At 68.5% G+C, this 23165-nt stretch carries 26 protein-coding genes and 1 tRNA gene; 15 read left to right on the top strand and 12 right to left on the bottom strand.

The window, feature by feature from the left end; translation table 11 throughout:
* Position 1 precedes the first annotated feature (1 nt).
* The 6 genes from NL112_RS12955 (at position 2) to NL112_RS12930 (ending at position 5570) form a co-directional block, all read left to right on the top strand.
* Positions 2-1069 (top strand): succinylglutamate desuccinylase/aspartoacylase family protein, encoded by a 1068-nt coding sequence (locus NL112_RS12955; RefSeq protein WP_255149261.1) that lies wholly within the window; start codon positions 2-4, stop codon positions 1067-1069.
* 37 nt (positions 1070-1106) lie between these two features.
* The gene (gene sdhC / locus NL112_RS12950; RefSeq protein ID WP_255149260.1) at positions 1107-1499 is read left to right on the top strand and encodes a succinate dehydrogenase, cytochrome b556 subunit; all 393 of its coding nucleotides are present in this window, start codon (positions 1107-1109) and stop codon (positions 1497-1499) included.
* Between the two features lies 1 nt (position 1500).
* A complete protein-coding gene (locus tag NL112_RS12945; protein ID WP_255149259.1) occupies positions 1501-1872 on the top strand; it encodes a succinate dehydrogenase/fumarate reductase transmembrane subunit in 372 nt (123 codons plus the stop codon).
* The gene (locus NL112_RS12940) at positions 1869-2774 is read left to right on the top strand and encodes a succinate dehydrogenase/fumarate reductase iron-sulfur subunit (RefSeq protein WP_255149258.1); all 906 of its coding nucleotides are present in this window, start codon (positions 1869-1871) and stop codon (positions 2772-2774) included. The genes NL112_RS12945 and NL112_RS12940 overlap by 4 nt, the downstream gene beginning before the upstream one ends.
* 36 nt (positions 2775-2810) lie before the next feature.
* Positions 2811-4640, top strand: coding sequence for an FAD-binding protein (locus NL112_RS12935; protein WP_255149257.1), 1830 nt, complete (start codon positions 2811-2813; stop codon positions 4638-4640).
* A gap of 339 nt (positions 4641-4979) precedes the next feature.
* On the top strand, positions 4980-5570 hold the full coding sequence (locus NL112_RS12930; RefSeq protein ID WP_255149256.1) for a hypothetical protein: 591 nt from the start codon (positions 4980-4982) through the stop codon (positions 5568-5570).
* A gap of 135 nt (positions 5571-5705) precedes the next feature.
* Here the strand turns inward: NL112_RS12930 and NL112_RS12925 are convergent, their stop codons facing one another.
* The 3 genes from NL112_RS12925 to NL112_RS12915 form a co-directional block, all read right to left on the bottom strand.
* The gene (locus NL112_RS12925) at positions 5706-6071 is read right to left on the bottom strand and encodes a hypothetical protein (protein ID WP_255149255.1); all 366 of its coding nucleotides are present in this window, start codon (positions 6069-6071) and stop codon (positions 5706-5708) included.
* 473 nt (positions 6072-6544) lie between these two features.
* The gene (locus tag NL112_RS12920; protein ID WP_255149254.1) at positions 6545-6739 is read right to left on the bottom strand and encodes a XapX domain-containing protein; all 195 of its coding nucleotides are present in this window, start codon (positions 6737-6739) and stop codon (positions 6545-6547) included.
* 49 nt (positions 6740-6788) lie between these two features.
* The gene (locus NL112_RS12915) at positions 6789-6983 is read right to left on the bottom strand and encodes a hypothetical protein (protein WP_255149253.1); all 195 of its coding nucleotides are present in this window, start codon (positions 6981-6983) and stop codon (positions 6789-6791) included.
* Positions 6984-7093: 110 nt separating this feature from the next.
* Between NL112_RS12915 and glmU the strand changes: the two genes are divergently transcribed.
* From glmU to NL112_RS12900, 3 genes are read left to right on the top strand one after another with little or no spacing between them, the layout of a single operon-like run.
* A complete protein-coding gene (gene glmU, locus NL112_RS12910; protein ID WP_255149252.1) occupies positions 7094-8278 on the top strand; it encodes a bifunctional sugar-1-phosphate nucleotidylyltransferase/acetyltransferase in 1185 nt (394 codons plus the stop codon).
* Positions 8279-8337: 59 nt separating this feature from the next.
* Positions 8338-9198 (top strand): SDR family oxidoreductase, encoded by an 861-nt coding sequence (locus NL112_RS12905; RefSeq protein ID WP_255149251.1) that lies wholly within the window; start codon positions 8338-8340, stop codon positions 9196-9198.
* Between the two features lie 51 nt (positions 9199-9249).
* Positions 9250-9435, top strand: coding sequence for a DUF7576 family protein (locus NL112_RS12900; protein ID WP_255149250.1), 186 nt, complete (start codon positions 9250-9252; stop codon positions 9433-9435).
* Positions 9436-9532: 97 nt separating this feature from the next.
* On the opposite strand, the gene NL112_RS12895 is transcribed toward NL112_RS12900, so the two are convergent.
* From NL112_RS12895 to NL112_RS12885, 3 genes are all read right to left on the bottom strand, one after another.
* On the bottom strand, positions 9533-9925 hold the full coding sequence (locus tag NL112_RS12895) for a DUF5658 family protein (protein ID WP_255149249.1): 393 nt from the start codon (positions 9923-9925) through the stop codon (positions 9533-9535).
* Positions 9926-10007: 82 nt separating this feature from the next.
* Positions 10008-10241, bottom strand: a complete 234-nt coding sequence (locus NL112_RS12890; protein WP_255149248.1) for a hypothetical protein — start codon at positions 10239-10241, stop codon at positions 10008-10010.
* 30 nt (positions 10242-10271) lie between these two features.
* On the bottom strand, positions 10272-11069 hold the full coding sequence (locus NL112_RS12885) for a hypothetical protein (RefSeq protein WP_255149247.1): 798 nt from the start codon (positions 11067-11069) through the stop codon (positions 10272-10274).
* Positions 11070-11148: 79 nt separating this feature from the next.
* On the opposite strand from NL112_RS12885, the gene NL112_RS12880 reads away from it, so the two are divergent.
* Positions 11149-13476: a DEAD/DEAH box helicase gene (locus NL112_RS12880; RefSeq protein ID WP_255149246.1), complete on the top strand. Its 2328-nt coding sequence runs from the start codon at positions 11149-11151 to the stop codon at positions 13474-13476.
* Here the strand turns inward: NL112_RS12880 and NL112_RS12875 are convergent.
* A complete protein-coding gene (locus NL112_RS12875; protein WP_255149245.1) occupies positions 13473-13616 on the bottom strand; it encodes a hypothetical protein in 144 nt (47 codons plus the stop codon). The genes NL112_RS12880 and NL112_RS12875 overlap by 4 nt on opposite strands.
* Before the next feature lie 95 nt (positions 13617-13711).
* Between NL112_RS12875 and NL112_RS12870 the strand changes: the two genes are divergently transcribed.
* A complete protein-coding gene (locus tag NL112_RS12870) occupies positions 13712-14146 on the top strand; it encodes a DUF8159 domain-containing protein (protein WP_255149244.1) in 435 nt (144 codons plus the stop codon).
* Between the two features lie 6 nt (positions 14147-14152).
* Here NL112_RS12870 and NL112_RS12865 read toward each other — a convergent pair whose 3' ends face one another.
* From NL112_RS12865 to NL112_RS12850, 4 genes are all read right to left on the bottom strand, one after another.
* The gene (locus NL112_RS12865) at positions 14153-15601 is read right to left on the bottom strand and encodes a glycosyltransferase (RefSeq protein WP_255149243.1); all 1449 of its coding nucleotides are present in this window, start codon (positions 15599-15601) and stop codon (positions 14153-14155) included.
* Positions 15602-15806: 205 nt separating this feature from the next.
* Positions 15807-15880, bottom strand: a tRNA-Thr gene (locus tag NL112_RS12860).
* Positions 15881-15891: 11 nt separating this feature from the next.
* Positions 15892-16362 carry a GNAT family N-acetyltransferase gene (locus NL112_RS12855; protein WP_255149242.1) on the bottom strand — a complete coding sequence of 157 codons (471 nt, stop codon included), beginning with the start codon at positions 16360-16362 and terminating at the stop codon, positions 15892-15894.
* The gene (locus NL112_RS12850) at positions 16359-17543 is read right to left on the bottom strand and encodes a phosphoglycerate kinase (protein WP_255149241.1); all 1185 of its coding nucleotides are present in this window, start codon (positions 17541-17543) and stop codon (positions 16359-16361) included. The genes NL112_RS12855 and NL112_RS12850 overlap by 4 nt, the downstream gene beginning before the upstream one ends.
* A gap of 147 nt (positions 17544-17690) precedes the next feature.
* Between NL112_RS12850 and NL112_RS12845 the strand changes: the two genes are divergently transcribed.
* The 4 genes from NL112_RS12845 to NL112_RS12830 are packed head-to-tail and all read left to right on the top strand — an operon-like array spanning position 17691 to position 21853.
* The gene (locus tag NL112_RS12845) at positions 17691-18836 is read left to right on the top strand and encodes a branched-chain amino acid ABC transporter permease (RefSeq protein ID WP_255149240.1); all 1146 of its coding nucleotides are present in this window, start codon (positions 17691-17693) and stop codon (positions 18834-18836) included.
* A complete protein-coding gene (locus tag NL112_RS12840) occupies positions 18833-20230 on the top strand; it encodes a branched-chain amino acid ABC transporter permease (RefSeq protein WP_255149239.1) in 1398 nt (465 codons plus the stop codon). Before NL112_RS12845 ends, NL112_RS12840 begins: the two co-directional genes overlap by 4 nt.
* Positions 20223-21110 carry an ABC transporter ATP-binding protein gene (locus NL112_RS12835; RefSeq protein ID WP_255149238.1) on the top strand — a complete coding sequence of 296 codons (888 nt, stop codon included), beginning with the start codon at positions 20223-20225 and terminating at the stop codon, positions 21108-21110. Before NL112_RS12840 ends, NL112_RS12835 begins: the two co-directional genes overlap by 8 nt.
* Entirely contained in the window at positions 21107-21853 is a 747-nt protein-coding gene (locus NL112_RS12830; RefSeq protein ID WP_255149237.1) for an ABC transporter ATP-binding protein, read from the top strand. The genes NL112_RS12835 and NL112_RS12830 overlap by 4 nt, the downstream gene beginning before the upstream one ends.
* A 77-nt stretch (positions 21854-21930) precedes the next feature.
* Here the strand turns inward: NL112_RS12830 and NL112_RS12825 are convergent, their stop codons facing one another.
* Complete coding sequence (locus NL112_RS12825; RefSeq protein WP_255149236.1) at positions 21931-23163, bottom strand: ABC transporter substrate-binding protein; 1233 nt, start codon at positions 23161-23163, stop codon at positions 21931-21933.
* Between the last annotated feature and the right edge of the window lie 2 nt (positions 23164-23165).

Raw genomic sequence — 23165 nt, 5'->3', positions numbered from 1 at the left:
TATGACCGACGGCGCGTTCACCTACGACGGCGGCATCGTCGCTCCGGGTGAGACGCAGAACATCCGCTACTCCGTCTCCGAGACGTATCTCGGCGACCCCATCAAGATTCCCGTCACCATCGTCAACGGCGAACGCGACGGTCCGACGGCGTTCCTCTCGGCGGCGGCCCACGGCGACGAACTGAACGGCATCGAAGTGGTCCGCGAGGTGGCCCACGAGTGGGACCACTCCTCGTTGCGGGGGACGCTCGTCTGCATGCCCGTCCTCAACGTCCCCGGGTTCATCGCCCAGGAGCGGTATCTCCCCATCTACGACCGCGACCTGAACCGCTCGTTCCCGGGCGACCCCGACTCCACGAGCGCCAAGCGCATCGCCTACCGCGTGTTCCACAACTTCGTCCAGCCGTGTGACGTCGGCATCGACTTCCACACCTCGACCCGGGGGCGGACGAACATGCTCCACGTCCGCGCCGACATGGGCAACGAGGGGGTCGCCCGGGTCGCCAACGCGTTCGCCTCGAACGTCATCATCGACAGCGAGGGGCCGACCGGCTCGCTCCGGACGGAAGCGGCGGCCGCCGGCACCCCGACCATCACCGTCGAGATGGGCGAGGCCCACCGGTTCCAGCGGGCGCTCATCGACAAGGCGCTCGCGGGGACGCTGTCGGTGTTCGCGGAGTTCGGCCTCCGCGAGGAGGAGCGGGTCGCGTGGCCCGGCTGGCGCACCGTCATCGACGGCTCCGACGAGAAGACGTGGCTCCGTGCAGACACCGGCGGCCTCGTCGAGATGCACCACGACCGCGGGGCCCTCGTCGAGGAGGGCGACCGAGTCTGTACCATCACCAACCCGTTCAAACAGGACCACGACGTCGTGACCGCGCCGTTCACCGGCCTGCTCGTCGGCGTGCTGGAGAACCCGCTGGTGTACCCCGGCAACCCGCTGTGTCATCTCGTCGCGCTGGACGACCGGACGCGCCGGGCCCTCGAGTACGAGCAGAGCCGGACCGACCACCCCGCCGGCCCCGCCGCCGACGACGGCAGAAACCGCCGGCACCGCTCCGAGAGGTAGTAACTACTATGATTGGGCAGTCCGGAGGGGGACGTGCATGAGTCAATCGTACGACCGGGGCCTCATCGAGGACTTCGGCCGGTGGACGGAGTTCTCCGCCGGCATGTGGGCCTGGGTCTTCCACAAGTTCACCGGGTGGGTGCTCATCGGCTACCTGTTCACCCACATCGCGGTCCTGTCGACCGCGACGGTGGGCGCCGGGACCTACACCCAGACGATACAGGCGCTCGAGAGCCTGCTCGTCGTCCGCATCCTCGAGGTCGGCCTGCTGGCCGTCGCCGTGTTCCACATCCTCAACGGCGTCCGCCTGCTGTTCGTCGACCTCGGCGTCGGACTGGAATCGCAGGACAAGAGCTTCTACGCGTCGCTGGTGTTGACGGGTGCCATCGTGGTCGCCAGCGTGCCGACGTTCCTCGCGGGGGTGTTTTAGCGTGGCGGAGCGCTACTCCTCGTTCGAGCCGAAGGGGACGCGCTGGCTACTCCAGCGGCTGACGGCGGCGTTCCTCGTCGTCGTGCTGGCGTTCCACTTCATGCTGTTGCACTTCGTCAACCACGCCGCCGAGGTCACCTTCATGGGGACCCAGATGCGGATGCAACAGCCCGGCTACCTCATCACGATGATAGCGTTCGGGCTGACCGCGACGTTCCACGGCGTCAACGGCGTCTACAACGCCCTGGTCAACCAGGGGCTCGACGGTACGGGGAAAACCGCCGTGAAGTACGTCCTCGTGTTCGCCGGCCTGTTGCTGGCGGTCCAGATAGTCCGACTCGCGCTCGTCATGGCGGGTGTTTCCTTCACATGAGCACGCAGATTCCAGAATCAGAGACCGAGAGCAACGCGGAGACCGAGACCGAGACCGAGACGGAACGCGAGTCGGAGGCGACGGGCGCGGCCCGCGCCGCCACCGACCGCGACTACGCGGCCGAACAGCGCGAGCGCACCCAGGAGCGACTGGAGGCGGCCGACACCACGCTCGATTTGAAGGTGTTCCGCTACGACCCCGAGGTGCCCGACAAAGAGGAGCCGCGGTTCGACACGTTCACCGTCCCGTTCAAGAAGGGGATGACGGTGCTCGACGCCCTGATGTGGGCCCGCGACCACTACGACTCCTCGCTCACGTTCCGGCACTCCTGCCGGCAGGCGGTCTGTGGCTCCGACGCGCTGTTCGTCAACGGGCAACAGCGTCTCGGCTGTCAGACCCAGATTGCGGACCTCGGCGAAGGCGGCGTCCCGGGCACCGTGCGGGTCGAGCCGCTCCCCCACCAGGAGGTCGTCAAGGACCTCGTCGTGGACATGGAGCATTTCTACGACCAGATGGAGGCCGTCGAGCCGTACTTCCAGGACGAGGACACCCCCTCCGGGCTGGAGGAGCAGCGCCAGTCCCGCGAGAACCGCGAGAAGATAAAGATGTCCACGCGGTGTATCTGGTGTGGCGCCTGCATGTCCTCGTGTAACATCGCGGCAGGCGACAACCAGTATCTCGGCCCCGCCGCCATCAACAAGGCCTACCGGTTCGCGATGGACGAACGCGAGGGCGAGGAGCTGAAGGAACACCGGATGAACGTCATCGAGCAGGAGCACGGCGTCTGGCGCTGTCAGACCCAGTTCTCCTGTACGGAGGTGTGCCCGAAGGACATCCCGCTGACCGAGCACATCCAGGAGCTGAAACGCGAGGCGGTGAAGAGCAACCTGAAGTTCTGGTGAAGACAGCCTGAAGACCACCCGATACTAAACCCAACTATGCACGAACACGACGTCATCGTCGTCGGCGGCGGGGGTGCGGGGCTTCGCGCGGCCATCGCGGCCCACGAGGAGGGGGCCGACGTGGCCATCGTCACGAAGCTCCACCCCGTCCGCTCGCACACCGGCGCCGCGGAAGGCGGCATCAACGCCGCCCTGCGCGACGGCGACGACTGGCACGACCACGCCTACGACACCATGAAGGGGTCGGATTACCTGGGAGACGCCCCGGCCATCGAGACCCTCTGTGAACAGAGCCCCGAGGAGACAATCCAACTGGAACACTGGGGGATGCCGTTCTCCCGCGAGGACGACGGCCGCGTCTCCCAGCGACCGTTCGGCGGCCTCTCCTTCCCCCGCACCACCTATGCGGGCGCCGAGACGGGCCACCACCTGCTCCACACGATGTACGAGCAGGTCGTCAAGCGAGGCATCACCGTCTACGACGAGTTCTACGTGATGAACCTCGCCGTGACGAACGAGGCCGACCCCGAGGAGCGGTCCTGTCACGGCTGTGTCGCCTACGACATCAAGAGCGGCGACATCGTCGGCTTCCGCGCGACGGGCGGCGTCATCCTCGCCACCGGTGGCGACGGCCAGGCGTTCGACCACACGACCAACGCCGTCGCCAACACCGGCGACGGCCCCGCGATGGCCTACCGCGCCGGCGTCCCGGTCGAGGACATGGAGTTCGTCCAGTTCCACCCGACCACCCTGCCGTCGACGGGCGTCCTCATCTCCGAGGGCGTCCGCGGCGAGGGCGGCATCCTCTACAACGAGGAGGGCGAGCGGTTCATGTTCGAACGCGGCTACGCGAACAACGCCGGGGAACTCGCCTCGCGCGACGTGGTCGCGCGCGCCGAGTTGACGGAGGTCAACGAGGGTCGCGGCATCGAAGACGAGTACGTCTACCTCGACATGCGCCATCTCGGCGAGGAGCGCATCACCGACCGCCTGGAGAACATCCTCCATCTCGCGGAGGACTTCGAGGGCGTCGACGGCCTCGAGGAGCCGATGCCGGTCAAACCCGGCCAGCACTACCACATGGGCGGCATCGAGGTGAACGAGCACGGCGAGTCCTGCATCTCGGGGCTGTACGCGGCCGGCGAGTGCGCCTGCGTCTCGGTCCACGGCTCGAACCGTCTGGGTGGCAACGCCCTGCCGGAACTCATCGTGTTCGGGGCCCGCGCCGGTCGCCACGCCGCCGGCACGGACCTCGGGGACCCCGAAATCCGGACGGGGCCCTCGGCGGCCATCGAACAGGAGACCGACATCGAGACGCCCGTCGCACCGGGCGCGGTCGACAGCGACCCCGACGTGGCCGCCGACGGTGGTGCGGTGGCCGACGCCGATGCCGTCGTCGAGAGCGCCGTCGAAACCGAGCGCGACCGCGTCGAGACGCTGATGGAACGCGACGGCGTCAACCACGCCGAAATACGGAGCGACCTACAGGACGCGATGACCCAGTGGGTCAACGTGTTCCGCGAGGAGGAGGGGCTGAAGAAGGCGCTGGAGGCCATCCGCGAATGCCGCGAACGCTACCAGGACGTGGCCGTCGCTGACCCTTCCCGGACGTTCAACACCGACCTCATCCACACCATCGAGACGCGCAACCTCATCGACGTCGCCGAGACCATCACGCTCGGAGCCCTGGCCCGCACGGAGTTCCGCGGTGCCCACTGGCGCGCGGAACACCAGGAGCGCAAGGACGACGAGTGGCTCAAACACACGATGATAGCGTGGAACGACGGCGCGCCGAACATCTACTACACCGACGTGATTCTCGAGGGCGAGGAGAAGGAGTACGAGCCGAAGGTCCGCAGCTACTAACGCACATTTTTTCGCTCGGGTGCGCTTCGCGCACCCCTCGCGCAGAAAATCTGCACCAACAAAGCCCGGCGAACCGCTCGCTCCTTCCAGTCGCTCGCGGTGAATACAGAGCGCGAGTGCAGAGGTCGACACACGTCCGTGAAAGCGTTCTTCAGTCACCTTTCACAGTCTTTCCAGGGCCCAAACTCATCGTCCTGACCAGTATCGTTACGTGACCTGGCGTTCGACCGATTCCGTATGCCAGAGAGTATCTCACTCAGATTTTCGGCCGGGAGTACAGCAGACGTGGAGCGATTCCTCACCGAGTACGTCCTCGATGCCGTAGATCGCGTGCAGGATATGGACGCCTGCGACTGTTTCACGTTCGTCCCCTACCAGCCAGCGACCGGGGACCGGACAACGGGACTCCAGGTCCCGCCGCCAGACCATACGGTCGTCCTCACGATCCGGGGAGACACCGACGAGATTATCGACGCTGAACGGGACCGGTGGAATGCGCTCGTCGACGAAGGCATCGTTACCGAGTGGGAGGTCAAGCGGTCCGTTGACGTGGCAGAACTGGTCGAGGAACTCGGCCAGAAACGAGCCACGCTGGTGGCGCACACTAGCAACCTCTCGGCGCGCATGGCGGCCCTCGCATACGAGGCGTTCGAGAGCCTCGGCACCACTCCCGGGGCGGTCGACACCCATCCTGACGAAGAGAGCGACGGTGCTCCGTTCGGGTGGTGGTCGGTATTACACAACATCACCGTCCAACTCAACTACTCGCTCGCCGAGGAGGTCGAGGCCCACCGGTACGGCCTCGAACACGCCCTCCGGAACATCGCGGAATACGAAGGTGAAGCCGAGGCCGAAGCGCGACTCGACGACGTGATCGAAACACTCGACGCAATACGTACGGATATCAAGCAGGGCCGTTTGGACACCTGAGGTCGGGCCCGGAGCCATCAGGCCAGTTGCCACTCAACCTCTGGCTGAACTGATACGGCTGATGGAGACCGGTCTATCAGACGCTGGCGGACTGCTGTATCCATCCTCTGTTTCGTACGTTCGAGAGCACCGCAGTCAGGGAAGTGGGACGGTACGATTACTGCGTGCCCCGTCGGTGTGCTGGTGGATGACACGGAGCCTATCAGGGAGCGGGGTCACGGTCCGGTTGATGCGGACGACGAGTACGCCGGTCGATTCGGCTTGCAATGGACCGGGGCGCCGAACTGTGTGAATTTGCCACGTGGTGGCAGTGCGTTTCCGTACGGCGGTGATGTCGTACTCGCCGCCGGCGCCTCCGAACCGTCGACTGAACACCAACAGCGCCTCGTGCTCGAAGTCGGTCCGATTGATAAACGCGGCCACGTTCTGGGAGTCGGTCGCTTCCGCAAGCCGGCCGAACGCAACCCAGGAGCGGTGGGCCGGGCGCGTGAGAACCGTCACGTTGGCCGTTCGCGTAACCGGTTCTTTCAGGATTTCGTCCCGGAACACCCCATAGCGATTCGAACTGTCGAACTCGACGGAGACTGCCGTGTACGGGATAGCGGTTCTCTCATTAGCCGGCGAGGCAGTCGTTGATGTCGCCGGCGTATCGGTGTGCGTCTGGTGAGTGGTCCCGGGGACGGTTGCCGACGGTGTGGTCGACTGTTGCGTCGGCGGAACCGTCGTCGGTGCCTCGGTATCTCCACAACCGGCCAGTGCAACACTAACGACGAGCAGGACGAGGCCAGCCACTCGGGTCACCCTCCGACGCGACATGGTGGGGCGTCGTGTTCAGGACAGTAAAAATCGGGTTACACTGAAACGGCTGGTTTAGACACACGGCATCCGCTCGTCTCACGAGCAATCGGGCGCGTCGCGCCCGATGACGGTTGTTGCCGGGCGGCCGCAGGCGACCCTTCGCGCAAAAAGTGGGTTCAGAGCCCCAGCGCACCCAGCAGGTCGACGGTGTCGACGTACAGGTCGACGAGTTTGAACCCGACGTAGATGCCGACGATGCCGAGCACGCCCGCGACGTTCGGCGGCGCGGGGATGGGTACTTCGATGAACGCGAACAGCCCCCCGGTCAGCAGGCCGGTGAGGAACGCGAGGACAGCGAGCGTGGTGTTCATATCCCGATTCAGCGCCCGGGAGAGGCAAAAGCGCCACGAGTTCCGGTCGTCAGGGACTGCGGGTGCGGCCGCGGGCCTTCAGCGACGCCCCGAGGCCGACGAACACCAGCGCGAGCGCGGCGGCGACGAGGACCGTGGTGTCGACCGGCCCGCCCGCCACCACGACGACGGCGCCGAAGAAGAACAGCACGAGACCCGCGACGAGTAGCGCCTCGCCCGCCACGTCGTAGAGTCGGTCCCACATGACGCCCGTAGGCTACCACGTGTCGGCGAATAGGCGTTGTTACCATCTGGCCCGACGCCCCATCCAGCGGGTCCGGTAGCTCTTTCCGCTCGCCCGTCGGGAACCGGAGTATGCAGGCAGTCATCCTCGCCGCCGGCGAGGGCACGCGGATGCGCCCGCTCACCGAATCGGTCCCCAAGCCGATGCTCCCCGTCGCGGACCGGCCGCTGGTCGCCCACACCGCGTCGATGGCCGCCGACGCCGGCGCGGAGGAACTGGTGCTCGTGGTCGGCTACGAGGCCGACCGGGTGCGCGACCACTTCGGCACGGAGTTCGAGGGGGTCCCCGTCTCCTACGCGGTACAGGAGGAGCAACTCGGGACGGCCCACGCCGCCGCCGCGGCCCGCGAGCATCTCGACGGCGAGTTCGTCGTCCTCAACGGCGACGACCTGTACGACGCCGCGGCCATCGGGCCGCTGTTCGAGGGCGGCCCCGCAGTCGGCGCCTACGAGGTCGAAGACCCCCGCCCGTACGGCGTGTTCTCCATCGAGGGCGACCGGGTGACCGGCGTCGTCGAGAAGCCGGACGACCCCCCCTCGAACCGCGTCAACGTCGGCGCGTACCGCTTCCCGGCGGAGGCGGCCGACTGGCTCACCGAGGTCGAGTTGAGCGAGCGCGGCGAGTACGAGATAACCGACGTCCTCGAACGGGTCGTCGACGCCTACGACGTGCGCGCGGTTCCGGTCGAGCGGTGGCTCGGCGTCGGCCGACCGTGGGAACTGCTGGAGGCAAACGAGTGGAAACTGGCGGAACTCGACCGCCGGGTCGCCGGCGATGTCCACGAGACGGCCGACCTCCGGGGCGACGTGGTCGTCGAGCAGGGCGCGACCGTCGACGCCGGCGTCGTCGTCGAGGGGCCGGCGCTGGTCCGCTCGGGCGCGGAACTCGGGCCGAACAGCTACGTCCGGGGCGCGACCCTGCTCGCGGAGGACACCCACGTCGGCAACGCCGTCGAGGTGAAGAACTCGGTGGTGATGCGGGGGACGAACGTGCCCCACCTCTCGTACGTCGGCGACAGCGTGCTCGGGGAGGGGGCGAACCTCGGGGCGGGCACGAACGTGGCGAACCTCCGGCACGACGACCAGCCGGTCGAGATGACCGTGAAGGGCGAGCGGGTCTCGACCGGTCGCCGGAAGTTCGGCGTCGTCGTCGGCCCGGGGGCGAAGACGGCCATCAACACGTCGCTGAACGCCGGCGTGGTGCTGTCGGCGGGCGCGACCACCACCCCGGGCGAGACCGTGTTGCGCGACCGCTGACTACGGCAGGTTCGGACGGAACACGGGGCATTATCACACCCCTGACCGAAGGGAGGGGCATGACGCCCGACGCGCCGGACCTCTCCGGCCAGACCGCGTTCATCACGGGAACGACCCGCGGCATCGGCAAGGAGATAGCGCTCGCGCTCGCGGACTGTGGCTGTAACGTCGTCTCGACGGGGAAGACCAGCGAGGAGGACGACTACGGCGACGACCAGGACCTCGAAGGCACCATCGAGCAGACGGCCCGCGAGGTGCGCGAACGCGGGCCCGAGGCGCTCGCGGTGCAGTTGAACGTCCGCGACCCCGAACAGGTCGAGGGCGCCGCCCAGCAGGCCATCGACCACTTCGGGGAGGTGAACATCGTCATCAACAACGCCAGCGCCATCCAGATAGCCAACGTCGAGGAACTGCCGGCCAACCGGTTCGACCTGATGACCGACGTGAACGTCCGGGGGACGTATCTGGTGGCCCGCGCGTTCATGGACCACCTGAAGGAAATCGACGACGCGTGGCTGTTGACGAACGCGCCGCCCGTCGCCATCGACCGCGCGCCCGGCAAGGCACCGTACTCGTGGTCGAAGATGGGGATGTCGTTCATCACGCTGTCGCTGGCCCAGGAACTCGGCGGCCACGACGTGGGCTGTAACTCCTTCTGGCCCGTCACGGCCATCGACACGCGCGCGACCCGCTACTTCGGGCTCGGCACCGAGGACGACTGGCGCTCGCCCGACATCGTCTCCGACGCGGTGCTGGAGATACTGAAACGCGACCCGGCCGACTACACGGGCAACGCCGTCTACGACGAGGAGATACTCCGCGAGGCCGGCGTCGACGACTTCGCGGCGTACAACCTCACGGAGGGCGACCCGTCGCCGATGTCCGCGCGGATGTTCGACCCCGAGTTCGAGCGGCCGTGATACCTGCCGGGGTCTGTACCGCTAAGTGGGCCACCGTGAAACCCCCTCGTAATGGTTGACCCGACTTCGGACCTCGGCGAGGACATCTCCGAGGAGGACGCCCCGAGGTGTGCGACGTGTGCGGCGCCGGTGTTCGACGAGCCGAACCACCGGGTCATCACGTGGATAGAAAACGGGGAAGTGCAAAGCGCCCACTTCTGCGACGAAAGCTGTCGCAGCGAGTGGGCCGGACGATAGCAGCGCACGGGAACCTGTTTTACCCTACCCAAGGTACCGGTGGCTCGCGTACGCTGTCAGGCGATACGCCGCGGAGCCACGTAAGCGCTGTGACCGTTCACAGCGCCGAGACGAGCGACGACTCCAGCGCGACGACGACGACGTTGTTGACGACGACGAACGCCCCGGCTACCACCAGGAACAACAGATAACAGTCTATCATTATCGCGAACAGCCGGCGCCGACCGGGCGGCGTCAGCCGGAACAGTTCGAGCAGGGCGTAAAACAGGACCACGGCGGCGACGAGCGCCACGGCGTTGAGCGCGAGCACCGTTCCCACGCCCTGTCTGAGCGCCCACCGAACCAGCGGGTTCGCCTCGCCCGCGGGGCCGACCACACCGGCGGCCACGAGCGTCGTCAGCATATCACCGGCGACGAGCAACAGCAGAGCGATTCCCACCCGGGTCCAGTAGCCGTCGACGGGCTCGTCGGGCGCGTGACGGACTCCCATGGCTCCCAGAACCACGACTCCCCGTTTCAGTACGCGGCGCTTACCCCCCGACGAGGGCGGGTACGGACCGCCTACCCGGCCGTCACTCCGTGCCGACGAACAGGAAGTAGAGCGCGGCGACGCCGAACGGCACCACGAGCACCGACAGCGCCCCGACCAACAGCGCGGAGCCGACCGGGCCGACGGCGGCGCCGGAGACGGTGAGTTCCACGCCGGTCGGAAGCGCGGGGACGGCGACGAGCAGTCCGACCAGGACACCCACTGCGAGTCCGACCGCTGACCCGAGGGGGTCGCCACGTGTCGGCGTCGTATCCATGCGTGGGGATGCCGGCCCGGGACCAAAGAGCTATCGCAGCACCGTCGCCAGCAGGCCGGCGACGCCGGGCGCGACGGTGACAGCCGTCGCCGCGACAGCGAGCACGTGGCCGGCGACGGCGTCGGTCCGGACCGCGCGCGCGACGAGTGCGGCGACGCCACAGCCGACGAGCGCGCCCAGCGCGACGGCGGGCCACCCGACGCTCGCCGAGGCTACGGGGAGGTCCCGCGCCAGCACGACCAGCGTGGCGGTGGCGCGGCCACCCACCTGCCCGTACACGTCGACGGCGACGGCCGTGACGGTGCCCGAGAGGACGAACCCGAACACGACGAGGTAGCCGACCCACCGCGTCGTCGCCAGGGTCGTCGGGTCGAGGAAACCGAGCGCGACGTACGCGGCCGCGGCGACGACCGCCGCCAGTAGCGGCCCCGCGGAGAGCCACAGCAACGCGCGGCCGCCGAGCCCGACCCGAACCAGAAGCGTCACGAGCAGGACGACGGCCGCCCCCATCCCGGCGGCGGCGAGATACCGGCCGGAGCCCGAATCGAAGTCGCGCAGGGTGGCGAGCTGCTGGAGCGGCATCCACACCAGCACGGCGACGACGAACGTCGCGGCCAGCACCGTCGGCAGGCGCACCACTGGCGCGAGGACCGACGGGTACGCGCCGGAGGCGGCCAGCGCGTCGACCAGACCGGCGGCGACGACCCACGGCAGGGCCGCCACGACCGTCGCCCCGTTCACCGGCGGCCGCTCGACGGCCAGCAGCGCGACGGACACCACGGCCGCGAGTGCGACGCCGACGACGGCCACTGTTCCGGGGTCGACCATATGTGTTCTCCCTCGCCGCGGCGAAATGAACGTTTCGCGTGAGCGCAACCGTTAGGCTCGCGGCACCGCTACCTCGGCCGTGGACGACACCGTCGCCGGCCTCCGCGAGCGCCCCGACTACGACGGACAGGTACGGGACCACCGGACGCTCCCGGGTCGGGAGGCACGAACCCGGAGCATCGAGATGGACTCGCGGCTCGCAGGTGCGCTTTCCGAGCGGGGAGTCGACGACCTCTACGCGCATCAGGCCGACGCGGTCGACGCGGTCCGTTCGGGACGGGACGTCGTGCTGGCGACGCCAACGGCCTCGGGAAAGTCGCTCGCGTACACGGTGCCCGCGTTCGAACGCGCGATGGACCGCGTGGCGACGACGCTGTACGTCGGCCCGCAGGTCGCACTCATCGACGACCAGCGGGAGACGCTCGCCGACCTCGCCGGTGGACTCGGGTTCGGCTCGCGGGTCACGGTCGACGCGTACACGGGTCGGCTGAGCCGTTCGGAGAAGGAGGCGGTACGCGACCGCCAGCCGACGGTGCTTCTGGTGACGCCGGACATGCTCCACTACGGGATTCTCCCCCACGCGAACCGCCTGTGGGACTGGTTCTTCCAGCGGCTCGAAACGGTTGTCGTCGACGAGGTCCACGCCTACCGGGGCGTGTTCGGCAGTCACGCCGCGCTCGTCTTCCGCCGGCTCAACCGACTGTGCGAACGGTTCGGCGCCGACCCGGAGTACGTCTGCTGTTCGGCGACCATCGGCAACCCCGTCGAGCACGCCGCGACGGTGACGGGCGGCGACGCCGACTCGTTCGCGCTCGTCGACACCGACGCCTCCGCGTCCGGACCGCGCCACTGGCTGTTCTGGAACCCGCCGACGTACGACGACGGGCCCGGTGGTTCGCCCGGCAGGGAAGACGGCTCGCGCCGCCGGTCGTCGCACGTCGAGGCGAAGCGACTGTTCTGTGACCTCGTCGCCGACGGCCACCAGACGGTCGTGTTCACCGCCTCCCGACAGACGGCCGAGCGGTACGCCACCGAGTCCTCGAAACGGCTCCGCGAGCGCGGCGAACACGACGCCGCGGGCGCGGTCCACGCCTACCAGGCGGCGCTCGGAGACGAGCGGCGGGGGGACATCGAGTCGGGGCTGAAATCCGGCGACGTTCGAGGCGTCTGGTCGACGAACGCGCTGGAACTCGGGGTCGACATCGGGGGGCTCGACTGCGTCATCCTCGACGGCTACCCCGGGACCCGGATGAGCGCGTTCCAGCAAGCCGGCCGCGCGGGCCGTGGGACCGACCCCGCGCTCGTCGTCCTCGTCGGCGGCGAGGACCAACTCGACCAGTACCACATGGCGAACCCCGACGCCTTCTTCGAGGGCGACCCCGAGCGCGCGGTGTCGAACCCCGAGAACGACCAACTGCTTCCGGACCACGTCCGGTGTGCCGCCCGCGAGAACTGGCTGAAGCCCGACGACGACGCTCACTTCGGAGGGTCGTTCCCCGACCTCGTCGCCGAGATGGAGGCCGACGGACAGCTAGAGCGGCGGTCGACGGCCGACGGCACCCGCTGGCTGGCCGGCGGCGGCGGCAGTCCCCACCACGAGATGAGCCTGCGGACGATGTCGGACCGCGACATCGACCTCCGGGACCGGCGGAGCGGCGAGACCATCGCCTCGCTCCCGTTCGCCGACGGCCTGCGTGACGCCCACCCCGGCGCCGTCTACCACCACCAAGGAGGGACGTACGAGGTGGTGAGTCTGGACGTCGACCACGGCGTCGCCGAACTGGAGCCGACGTGGGCCGACTACTACACGCGGACCCTTCACGAGAAGACGATGACCGTCGAGCGCGACCTGCGCGAGCGGACGCTCCCGGGCCGCGAGGACGTGCCCGTCCGGTTCGCGGACGTGACTATGCGCAAGCAAATAACCGGGTTCGAGCGGCGCGATTCGGGGTCCGGGGAGACGCTCGGCCGCGAGGAACTGGAGCTACCGGAGACGACGCTCCGAACCCGCGCGCTGTATTTCACGGTGCCCGAGGACCTCGAACGCGCGCTCCGGGACGGTGGCGACCTGCCGGGCGGCATCCACGCCGCCGAGCACGCCATGATAGCGATGTTTCCGGCGGAACTGCTGTGTGACCGCCGCGACATCGGAGGGCTGTCGACGCCGCTTCATCCCCACACCGGGCGGCCGACGATATTCATCTACGACGGCTACCCCGGCGGCGTGGGACTGGTCCGCGACGGCTACGAGTCGGTCGGCACCCACCTCGAGCGGACGCTGTCGATGCTACGGGCCTGTCCCTGCGAGGCCGGCTGTCCGGCCTGCGTCCAGTCGCCACACTGCGGGAACGCGAACGACCCGCTGGACAAGGAGCTCGCGACGACGCTTCTGGACGGCCTGTCCTAGAGGGCCGCGCCGCCGTGGTCGTCGTCGTGGTCCTCCGGTTCGCTCAACACGTCGCGCATGTAGTGGATGCCCGCGACGGTGAGAAGCACCATCCCGACCACCGACACCGCGATGAGGGCGAGGGCCGCTGTCTGTGTCATATTCGAGGTTGGTACGTACCTCGACAAGTAACTGTCCATCCCGGCCGCGAATCCGCGGCTCAACGCTTTAGGCCGCGTCGGCGGACAGAACGGCCGTGCGCCGACGCCGACTGCTTGCGACCGCGGCGCTCGCGGCGACGGCTGGCTGTAGCACGTCCCGGACTCCGACGGCGACACCGACCCCCTTCGACTACCGCGGGCGGTTCGAGACGACCCTCGCGTTCCGCGACGTGGAGCCGACGCGGCTCGTCGTCGACGGCGGCGTCGTCCGCCTCGCGTACGGCGTCGACGATGCGACCGAGGAGCAGGTCCGCGAGACGGTCCGGGCCGTCGCCAACGCCTACGCCATCACCGTCGGCTACGGCTGGGAGGTTGACCGACTGCGGGCGACGGTGACAGTGGAGGGCGACCCCGTGGTCCGCTACCGGGTCGAGACCGAGTGGGCCGAGCGGTTCAACCGCGGCGGCACCGCCGGCGAGTTCGGCGAGAAGATAGCCGCGACCGTCGAGCGGGTGGCGCCCGAGGGGTGACGCCGGCTACTCCGACGTGCCGGCGCCGTCCCTGAATCGCGCGGCCAGCCCGGCGGCGCGGTCGGCCGCACGCGAAGCGTGCCCGACTGCGGCGGCTGTCCCCTCGCGGACCGTCGCCGCGGTACGACGGAGTCCCGACAGCAGGCCGCCGCCGGCGCTTCGCGCGCCGACGTTCGCCACTACCAGCGCCGCGATAGACATCGCGGCCACCGCGGTGCCGTAGCGCCGGCCGCCACGGGCCACACGGGCCGCCGACCGACGGAGACGACCGATGCCGGCCGCGAGCAGGCGCCGCGTCTCGCGGCCGAGAGCACGACCCCGGACCGCTACCGCACGCAGGGCGGCCCCGCACGCCGCCGCCGCGACGACGGCCCGGTCCGCGACCCGGCGTCTCCCCCGGTCGACGCGAGCGACGGCCCCGGCGTCGCTCCCGGTGGCGTCGGAGCCGGCCGCCGCGCCGGAACCGGTGGCGGCCCGCCCGGTCGCGGCCGGCGGCTCGGTCCGGAGGTCGTCGAGCACCCGGTCGGCGACCGCGTCCGCGCCGTTCTCGAACGCCGGAGCCTGGGGTGGCGACGCCACGGCCTCCAGCACGTCGAGCGGCTCCTCGGCGACGGTGAACCCGGTCACGTCGAAGCGGTCGAGCCAGTCCGCGACCGCGTCCTGCTCGTCCGTCGCGGGGTAGACCACGCAGGGCGTCCCGGCGACAGCCGCGTCCATCACCGTCGAGTAGCCCGAGCAGACGACGACGTCGGCCGCGCGGAGATACGGGAGCAACGCGGGGACGGTCTCCCACTCGTCGCTTCCGACATCGAGCACCTCGTACCCCTGTCGGGCAAGGTGGTCCGCGATGCGACCGAGTTCCGAGTAGGCGCTCGGCACGACGACGACGTCGGCCGGCGGCCGGTCGGTCGCGTCACCGTCGAGCGCCACCGGCGGCACGTGGGTCACGCCGTCGGGGTCGTCCTCTGAGGACGGCCACACGGTCGGATAGAAGAACTCGCGGGCGGCCGACAGCTGAAACGAGGTGTGGAACGCCGCGCCCGCCCGCTCGATGCGGTCGCGGTACAGCGCGGGTACGTCGTGTTTCAGCACGTACAGCGGCACGTCGGTCCGGGTGGCGGCTATCGCCGCGAACATGTCGTCGGTCACGAGCGCGTCCGGTTCGGTATTGCGGAGCCACGCGACGTACTCGGCGACGCGGGCGGCCGTCGCGGGCACGCTCTCGGCGAGCACCTGGCGGACGGAGCCACCCTGGTACGTGTCGATGTAGTCGACCGCGGTCGGTTCGAACTCGTCGTAGCCGTTGAGCGCGACGAACGCGGTGCCGGCGCCGCCGCCGGCCATCTCGACGCTCGCACCGCGCTCGCGGAGGGCGTTGGCTATCGCCAGCATCCGTGTCGCGTGGCCCGCTCCCTCGGGGTAGTGGGCCACCGCGACGGTTGGAGGGCCTGTCATCGGTGAGACACGTTCGACGTGAACCGGCCATAGAATCAGTGTTTCGGTGCCGAGAGCGGCTCGCTACGCTCGCCGTTCGGCTGTCCGAGGCCCTCCCGGCGGTCGGGCCTCGTCGAGCGTCGGGTGGGATTTGTACCACGGTCGGAGCGAAGCTCCTCCCTGGTTCAAATCCTGCCGCGCTCTCTGCTCGCGGTGCTCGCAGAAGAGCTGCGGGTGGGATTTGAACCCACGAATTCTCGATTACAAGTCGAGTGCTTGAACCGCCCAAGCTCCCGCAGCGCAGGCGTCCGTTAGCCGCCGTCCCTTGTATCGGTTTCGCGTTCGAGTTCCACCCGATGCGGCTCGTAGCCGTGTCGGCGGTAGAACCGCCGGGCGCGCTCGTTGTCGGCCATCGCCTCCAGGGCCAGCACCTCGACGCCGTCCGCGATTAGTTCCTCCTCGGCGGCCTCCAGAAGCGTCGAGCCGATGCCCTCGCCGCGCCGCTCGGGGACGACGTAGATGTTCTCGACGATGCCGCGCTGGACGTCCTGCTCGAAGCTCCCACCCTCGGGGTAGAAGCTCACGAACCCGAGAACGTCGCCGTCCTCGCGGGCGACGAGCAGACCGCCGGTCAGGGCATGGCGCAACAGCGACTCGCGGGCCTGTTCGCGGTTCTGTGCGGCCAGCAGATGCGAGCCGTGGTCGCGCTGGCCGGTCGCGAGGTCGACCCACAGGTCGGCGAGCGCGTCCGCGTCGTCGAGGTCCGCGGTGTCGACGTTCACCGCCCGAGCGCGTCGACGGCCGGTAGCGGGTCGCCCGTCAGCATCCGCAGGGCGGCGCCCCCGCCGGTCGAGACGTGGCTGAACCCCTCGATGCCGAGCCGCCGGAGCGCCGCCGCGGTGTCGCCGCCGCCGACGACGCTGTACTCCGCACGGAGTGCGGCCTCGTACAGTTCGCGGGTGCCGTACTCGAACAGGTCGTCCTCGAACACGCCCGCCGGACCGTTGAGGATGGCGGTGCCGGCGTCCTCCAGCACGTCGGCGTACGCCGCGACGGTGCGGGCGCCCACGTCCATCGCCGGCTCCTCGGCCGGAAGCTCGCCCACGTCGAGTTCCATCCGCTCGCCGCCGCGCTCGACGGCCACGTCGCGCGGGAGATAGATGCGGTGGCCGTAGTCGTCGAGCAGTTCGCCCGCGCGCTTGACCGCCTCCGTCGACCGCTCGTTGACGACCTGTGCGGAGGCGGCCCCGAGCGTGACGCCGTCGGCCAGGAGGAAGGCGTTGCCGACGATGCCGGCCGTGAGCACCGAGTCCGCGAGCCCCCGTTCGAGTACCGAGCGGGCCACGTCGATGGAGTCGACCACCTTCGCGCCTCCGAGCACGTACACGCGGGGCTCGGGCGACTCCTCGATGCTTCCGAGCACGTCGAGTTCCCGCTCCATCACCCGGCCGGCGTAGCCGTCGAGCCGCTGGGGGAACCCCACGAGGGAGGGCTGGGAGCGGTGGGCCGCCGCGAACGCGTCGTTGACGTACGCGTCCAGAACCGGCGCGAGTTTGGCGACGAGATGCGTCTCCGCGGCCTCCGCGGGCTCCCACTCCATGTACTCCTCGCTGTAGAACCGGGTGTTCTCCAGCACGACCGCCTCGCCGTCGTCGAGCCCCCGGACGGCCTCGCGGGCGTCCGCCGAGAAGGTGCCGTCGCAGTAGTCGACCGGAGCGTCGAGCAGGTCGTCCAGCAGGGCCGCGTGTGCCTCCAGCGTCTCGAACTCGTCGCCGCCCGGGCGGCCCTGGTGGGCCAGCACCGCGACGCGGGCCCCGCGGTCGAGCAGTTCCGAGAGCGTGTCGACGTGGGCTCGTACCCGCGCATCGTCCGCCAGCCCACCGTCGTCCAGCGGGCTGTTGATGTCCACTCGGACCCCGAGTGCCGCCCCCCGGGCCTCGAGGTCGTCGAGCGTCCGTATCATACCCACGGCTCCCGGTGGTTCGTCCATAGGTGTTTCCTTTGCGGCGTCGCATCGCGCCGGTCATGGCGGGACGTTGAAACTACCGAATCGGGCAAGGAGCGACACTTCTTTTACCACCGTCACCCCACCACTCCGTGAACAGTACTCATGGGCGTAACTGAATCACAAACGGGTGACAAGATACGGGAGGTGCTCGGGAGCCCCGCCGTGGCGCTTCTGGCGTTCGCGTGCGTGTATCTGCTCGCTGACCTGATCGCCAAACTGGCGGGATTCTCGATCTCCGTCGCCAGCGTGCAGGTGTTCGGGGGCAACATCGCCGTCTCCCAGGTGTTCACCTTCGTCATGGACGGGCTAATACTCGGGCTCATCGTCGGGCTGGCCGGGGTCGGACTCTCGATGACGTACAGCATCCTCAACTTCGCGAACTTCGCACACGGCGACTACCTGACCGCGGGGGCGTTCTCCGGGTGGGCGACCGCGTACGTCATCGCGTTTCTCACCCTCAGCATCGACGCCTCGTTCGGGAGCATCATCCTCCTGAACTCGCCGTCGCTGGTGTCGGTCGCACAGACGCCGATAGCGGTCGCCGCCGGCCTCGTCGTCTCGGCGGTGTTCACCGTCGGACTGGTGCTCGCGCTCGACCGGGTCGTCTACCGACCGATGCGCGACAAGGAAGGCATCTCGTTGCTCATCGCGTCCATCGGGGTCGCGCTCGCGCTTCGATACAGCATCGTGTTCATCTGGCAGACGAGCACCCGCGGGGTCACCTCGACCAACCCCGCGTCGCTCCCGTCGTTCACCTTCCCGGTCGTCGACGGCCAGTACACGCTGAACCTCCACGAGGTGACGATGATCGTCGCCGCGGTCGCGCTGATGCTCGGCGTCCACTTCCTGCTACAGCGCACGAAACTCGGGAAGGCGATGCGCGCGATGTCCGACAACAAGGCGCTCGCGCAGGTGACGGGCATCCCGACCGAGCGGGTCGTCCGCGCGACGTGGGTCATCGGCGGCGGCCTCGCCGGCGTCGCCGGCTTCCTCATCATCCTCGAACGCGGCGTGCTCTCCTTTAACTTCGGCTGGCGACTCCTGCTTTTCATCTTCTCGGGCGTCATCCTCGGGGGCATCGGCTCGGTGTACGGCGCCATCGGGGGCGGCATCATCATCGGCGTGGCCTCGCGGCTGGCACTGGTGTGGCTCCCATCCGGGTTCCCCCGGGTCGCGGCGTTCTCGGTGATGATACTCGTACTGCTGTACCGGCCGTCGGGCCTGTTCGGCGGGGTGACGACCGCATGAGCCTCACCCAACGCGCCTGGAACGCGGTGCCCGAGTCCATCAGGAACGACGACACCCGGATGATCGTCGCCCTGCTGGTCTCGCTGTCCGTACTGTACGCGCTCATCGGGGCGGCACAGGCGGTGCTCGCGAACGCGGCCGTCGTCAACGCCGCCGCCCAGACGGTCCAGTCGGTCATCTTCCTGTCGGGCGTGTACGCCATCCTCGCGCTCGCGTTGAACCTCCACTGGGGGTACACCGGGCTGTTCAACATCGGCGTCGCCGGCTTCATGGCCGTCGGCGTCTACACGATGTCCATCCTCGCGGGCGACCCGAACGGCCTGCCGCCGGGACTCGGCCTCCCGGTTCCGGTCGCCATCGTCGGCGGCGTCGTCATGGCGGCCATCGTCGGCGGCATCGCCGCGCTCCCGGCACTGCAACTGGACGCCGACTACTTCGCCATCGTCACGGTCGGCTTCTCGGAGATAATCCGGCTGACGCTGACCGCCGACACGTTCTCGGGCACCGTCACCGACCCCAGTTCCGGGAGCTACAACGTCGTCAACATCTTCGGGCTCTCGTTCGGTACGGGCGGGGGGCGGGGGATAACCACCGCGCTGAACTCACCGCTCAACTTCCTGTTCGAGGGGCCGCTGTCGTTCATCGGGGAGACCCTCATCGCAGTGGGCGGTGCCATCGGCATCAGCGGCCCGGTCGTGCAGGCGATGACGTACACGGCGTTCATCCTCGTCGTCGTGCTGACCGGCTACTACGCGCTGGTGAGCCGCATCGGTAACTCGCCGTTCGGCCGCGTGCTGAAGGCCATCCGCGAGGACGAACTCGTCGCCCAGTCGCTCGGCAAGGACACGCGTATCTTCAAAATCAAGGTGTTCATGGTCGGGAGCGCGATGATGGGGCTCGCGGGCATCCTCTGGCAGGGGACCCGCGGCTACGTCAACCCGAACACGTTCAAGCCGCTCATCACGTTCTACGTGTTCACCGCGCTCATCGTCGGCGGTTCCGGCTCCAACACCGGTAGCGTCGTCGGCGGGGCGGTGTTCGCGTCCCTGCTGTTGCAGGGTCCCCGACGGCTCGCGGGGCTCATCAACGCGCTGGCGCAGTTCATCACGGGCGGCTCGTTGCCGGCGCCGAGCAACTTCTGGGTCGCGCTCACCTCGCTCGACCCGGCGGCGTATCTCGGCTACGCCATCGCCAACATGCCGAACCTCCGGTTCATCTTCCTCGGGGTCGTGCTCGTGTACCTGATACAGAACCGCTCGCAGGGGCTGTTGGGCCACCGCAAGGAAATCGCCTCCAGCATCGACCTCTCGAAGCGGACCGACGGGGAGGAGACCGACACGTTCGGCGGCCGCCCCGCCACCGACGGGGGGAACGGAGGTGAGACCGATGAGTGAAGCCGACGACGCGCCCGTCCAGACGAACGCCCCGGACGACGTGGACGTCGAGGACGTGGAACCCGAGTCGGGCGACTCCGACATCGAGGAGAGCGCCAAGGAGACGCCGCGGGGGCTCCCGCTTCGCGTCCGAAACCTCGAGAAGCATTTCGGGGGTATCACCGCCGTCGACGGTGCGAGCTTCGAGGTCGAGGAGGGGTCGCTGACCGGCCTCATCGGCCCGAACGGCGCGGGCAAGTCGACGACGTTCAACTGCATCACCGGCGTCCACGAACCCGACGGCGGCACCGTCCTGTTCGAGGGCGAGGACGTCACCGGCCTGAAACCCCACGAGATAGCCAACCGGGGGCTGGTCAGGACGTTCCAGATAGCCCGCGAACTCGAGGAGATGACCGTGCTGGAGAACCTGATGCTCGCCCCGCAGGGACAGGAGGGCGAGAAACTGGTGAACGCGGTCACGCCCGGCCTCCGCGACGGCGTCAAGCGCGACGAGGAGGCCATCCGCGACGAGGTGTGGGACACCCTGGAGTTCTTCGAAATCGACCACCTCGCCGAGGAGCACGCGGGCAACCTCTCGGGCGGCCAGCGCAAACTGCTGGAGATGGCCCGTGCGCTGATGACCGACCCCGAGATGATGCTTCTCGACGAGCCGTTCGCCGGCGTCAACCCGACGCTGGAGGAGAAACTGCTCGACCGCATCCACGACCTCCGCGAGCAGGGGTACACGTTCCTGCTCGTGGAACACGACATGGACCTCATCATGGAGCACTGCGAACACATCATCGTCATGCATCAGGGCGAGGTGCTCGCCGAGGGAACAGCCGACGACATCCGTAACAACGAGCAGGTCGTCGACGCGTACCTGGGTGAGGACGTATGAGCGCCGAACAGGAAGACCGCCATCCGGTGACGCTCTCCGATGGTATCCTCGAGGTGCGGGACCTCGATGCCGGCTACGGCGACCTCCAGATACTGGAGGACGTCGACCTCGACGTCGCGGACGGCGAGTACGTCACCATCGTCGGTCCGAACGGTGCCGGCAAGTCGACGCTGATGAAAAGCGTGTTCGGGCTGACGAACTACATGGGCGGCTCCATCGAGTTCGACGGCAAGGACATCGCCGGCAACAAGCCGGACGAGATAATCCACGAGGGGCTCGGCTACGTCCCGCAGAACGACAACATCTTCGGCACGCTCACCGTCCGCGAGAACCTCGAGATGGGCGCGTACATCCTCGACGAGGTGCCCGAGAGCCGCATCGAGGAGGTGTACGACTACTTCCCCATCCTCGAGGAGCGACAGGGACAGAAGGTCGGCTCGATGTCCGGCGGCCAACAGCAGATGGTGGCGATGGGCCGGGCGCTGATGCTCGACCCCGACCTGCTGATGCTCGACGAACCGTCGGCGGGGCTGGCGCCCGACCTCGTCGACGAGATGTTCGACCGCATCGACCGTATCAACGACGACGGGACCGCCGTGCTGATGGTCGAGCAGAACGCCAAGGAGGCGCTCCGTCGCTGTGACCGCGGCTACGTGCTCGTGCAGGGACAGAACCGCTACATGGACGCCGGCGACGCCCTGCTCGACGACGAGCAGGTCCGCCAGGACTTCCTCGGCGGCTGAGCCGCCGGCCGTTCTCCTCGCTCGCTCCGCTCGGGAGCGGTCGCTATCGGACGTCGAAAGAAACGAAGGTCGGGGTGTTACCCGCCGAACTGGACGCTCTCGGTCTCGGTGAAGTCGCGGTCCTCGACCTTGAAGATGCCGTAGGAGACTGCCTTCATGTCGCCCACGTCGTCGAAGTTACACGCCGAGGAGGCGCCCTGGTAGTTGATGTCGTCGCCGGCCGCGGCGGCCTCGAACGCCTCCGCGAGGTTGCTGGCGTTGAACTTCTCGCCCCCGGGGTTGGCGGCCTTGCGCATGTTGTCGCGGACGGTCGACCCGGAGTTCTCACCGGCGTAGACGTTCGCCAGCAGGCAGATGGCCGTCGCGTCGTAGGCGTGAGCGTTGAACACGCCGGGCGAGCGGCCGTACTCGTCCTGATACATCTGGTCGAACGCGTCGCGACCCGGACCGGACGCCTTCGGCGCCGTGCCGGTGACGTTGGCCATGTCGTTGTCGACGTTGTCCGGAAGCTCGTTGTCGATGAGCCCGTCGGTGACGACGATGTCGTGGCCGGCGTCGTAGTTGCTGTAGTAGTCGCGGAACAGCTGGACGCCCGACGCCGGATAGCCGATGACGACGAGCATACCGGGGTCGCCCGCGAGCGCCTCCTCCAGCTGGGAGCTGTACGAGGACTGCTCCTTCTGGAAGGCTATCTGCTGGAGCACCTCCCCGGAGAACGAGTCCGCGAACGACTGGGACAGTGCCTGGCCGTACGAGTTGTTGACGTACATCGTCGCGGCCGAGGAGTTGCCGAGGTTGTCGCTACCGACCTGCGCGATGACCTGCCCCTGGAGGGCGTCCGACGGCGCCGTCCGGAAGACGTAGTCGTCGTCCTCGAGGTCCGTCACCGCCGGCGACGTCGACGACGGCGAGTTGCCGACCGCGCCCTTCGGGATGAGCGACTGGCGGGTCACCTGGAGGTTGACTCCCGAGGATGCCGGCCCCGTCACGGACGGGTAGCCGTTGTTGATGAGAGTGTTCGCCCCCTGGATACCGGCCTGCGGATTCGTCTCGGTGTCCTCCTCGCGGAGGTCGATAGTGAAATCGATGTTCCCCTCGAGCTGGGAGCGTGGGAGGATGGCCCCGTCCCGGATGAGCTTCCCGAGCGACGCGAGGTCACCCGTGAGCGGGAGCAGTACACCGTGTTTGAGCGTGCGGCCGCCGCCGCCACCGCCACCGCCGCCGATCATGTCGGTACAGCCGGCGAGGCCAGTGAGCCCCGCGACGCCGGCACCCTTGAGCATGGTCCGACGGTTGAGTTGTTGTGACATAC

The sequence above is a fragment of the Halorarius halobius genome (assembly GCF_024298865.1).
Lineage (GTDB): Archaea > Halobacteriota > Halobacteria > Halobacteriales > Haloarculaceae > Halorarius > Halorarius halobius.
Note: the sequence above shows the minus strand (reverse complement) of the source record. Positions and strands in the feature narration are given on the sequence as shown.

What these genes read in the sequence shown, in the direction of transcription:
- sdhC (WP_255149260.1), top strand. Translation starts at nt 1,107, where the DNA reads ATGAGTCAATCGTACGACCGGGGCCTCATCGAGGACTTCGGCCGGTGG.
- NL112_RS12940 (WP_255149258.1), top strand. Translation starts at nt 1,869, where the DNA reads ATGAGCACGCAGATTCCAGAATCAGAGACCGAGAGCAACGCGGAGACC.
- NL112_RS12895 (WP_255149249.1), bottom strand. Translation starts at nt 9,925, where the DNA reads ATGGGAGTCCGTCACGCGCCCGACGAGCCCGTCGACGGCTACTGGACC.
- NL112_RS12825 (WP_255149236.1), bottom strand. Translation starts at nt 23,163, where the DNA reads ATGTCACAACAACTCAACCGTCGGACCATGCTCAAGGGTGCCGGCGTC.
- NL112_RS12840 (WP_255149239.1), top strand. Translation starts at nt 18,833, where the DNA reads ATGAGCCTCACCCAACGCGCCTGGAACGCGGTGCCCGAGTCCATCAGG.
- NL112_RS12930 (WP_255149256.1), top strand. Translation starts at nt 4,980, where the DNA reads ATGGACGCCTGCGACTGTTTCACGTTCGTCCCCTACCAGCCAGCGACC.
- NL112_RS12905 (WP_255149251.1), top strand. Translation starts at nt 8,338, where the DNA reads ATGACGCCCGACGCGCCGGACCTCTCCGGCCAGACCGCGTTCATCACG.
- NL112_RS12835 (WP_255149238.1), top strand. Translation starts at nt 20,223, where the DNA reads ATGAGTGAAGCCGACGACGCGCCCGTCCAGACGAACGCCCCGGACGAC.
- NL112_RS12890 (WP_255149248.1), bottom strand. Translation starts at nt 10,241, where the DNA reads ATGGATACGACGCCGACACGTGGCGACCCCCTCGGGTCAGCGGTCGGA.
- glmU (WP_255149252.1), top strand. Translation starts at nt 7,094, where the DNA reads ATGCAGGCAGTCATCCTCGCCGCCGGCGAGGGCACGCGGATGCGCCCG.
- NL112_RS12920 (WP_255149254.1), bottom strand. Translation starts at nt 6,739, where the DNA reads ATGAACACCACGCTCGCTGTCCTCGCGTTCCTCACCGGCCTGCTGACC.
- NL112_RS12830 (WP_255149237.1), top strand. Translation starts at nt 21,107, where the DNA reads ATGAGCGCCGAACAGGAAGACCGCCATCCGGTGACGCTCTCCGATGGT.
- NL112_RS12915 (WP_255149253.1), bottom strand. Translation starts at nt 6,983, where the DNA reads ATGTGGGACCGACTCTACGACGTGGCGGGCGAGGCGCTACTCGTCGCG.
- NL112_RS12955 (WP_255149261.1), top strand. Translation starts at nt 2, where the DNA reads ATGACCGACGGCGCGTTCACCTACGACGGCGGCATCGTCGCTCCGGGT.
- NL112_RS12935 (WP_255149257.1), top strand. Translation starts at nt 2,811, where the DNA reads ATGCACGAACACGACGTCATCGTCGTCGGCGGCGGGGGTGCGGGGCTT.
- NL112_RS12850 (WP_255149241.1), bottom strand. Translation starts at nt 17,543, where the DNA reads ATGATACGGACGCTCGACGACCTCGAGGCCCGGGGGGCGGCACTCGGG.
- NL112_RS12900 (WP_255149250.1), top strand. Translation starts at nt 9,250, where the DNA reads ATGGTTGACCCGACTTCGGACCTCGGCGAGGACATCTCCGAGGAGGAC.
- NL112_RS12865 (WP_255149243.1), bottom strand. Translation starts at nt 15,601, where the DNA reads ATGACAGGCCCTCCAACCGTCGCGGTGGCCCACTACCCCGAGGGAGCG.
- NL112_RS12875 (WP_255149245.1), bottom strand. Translation starts at nt 13,616, where the DNA reads ATGACACAGACAGCGGCCCTCGCCCTCATCGCGGTGTCGGTGGTCGGG.
- NL112_RS12845 (WP_255149240.1), top strand. Translation starts at nt 17,691, where the DNA reads ATGGGCGTAACTGAATCACAAACGGGTGACAAGATACGGGAGGTGCTC.
- NL112_RS12885 (WP_255149247.1), bottom strand. Translation starts at nt 11,069, where the DNA reads ATGGTCGACCCCGGAACAGTGGCCGTCGTCGGCGTCGCACTCGCGGCC.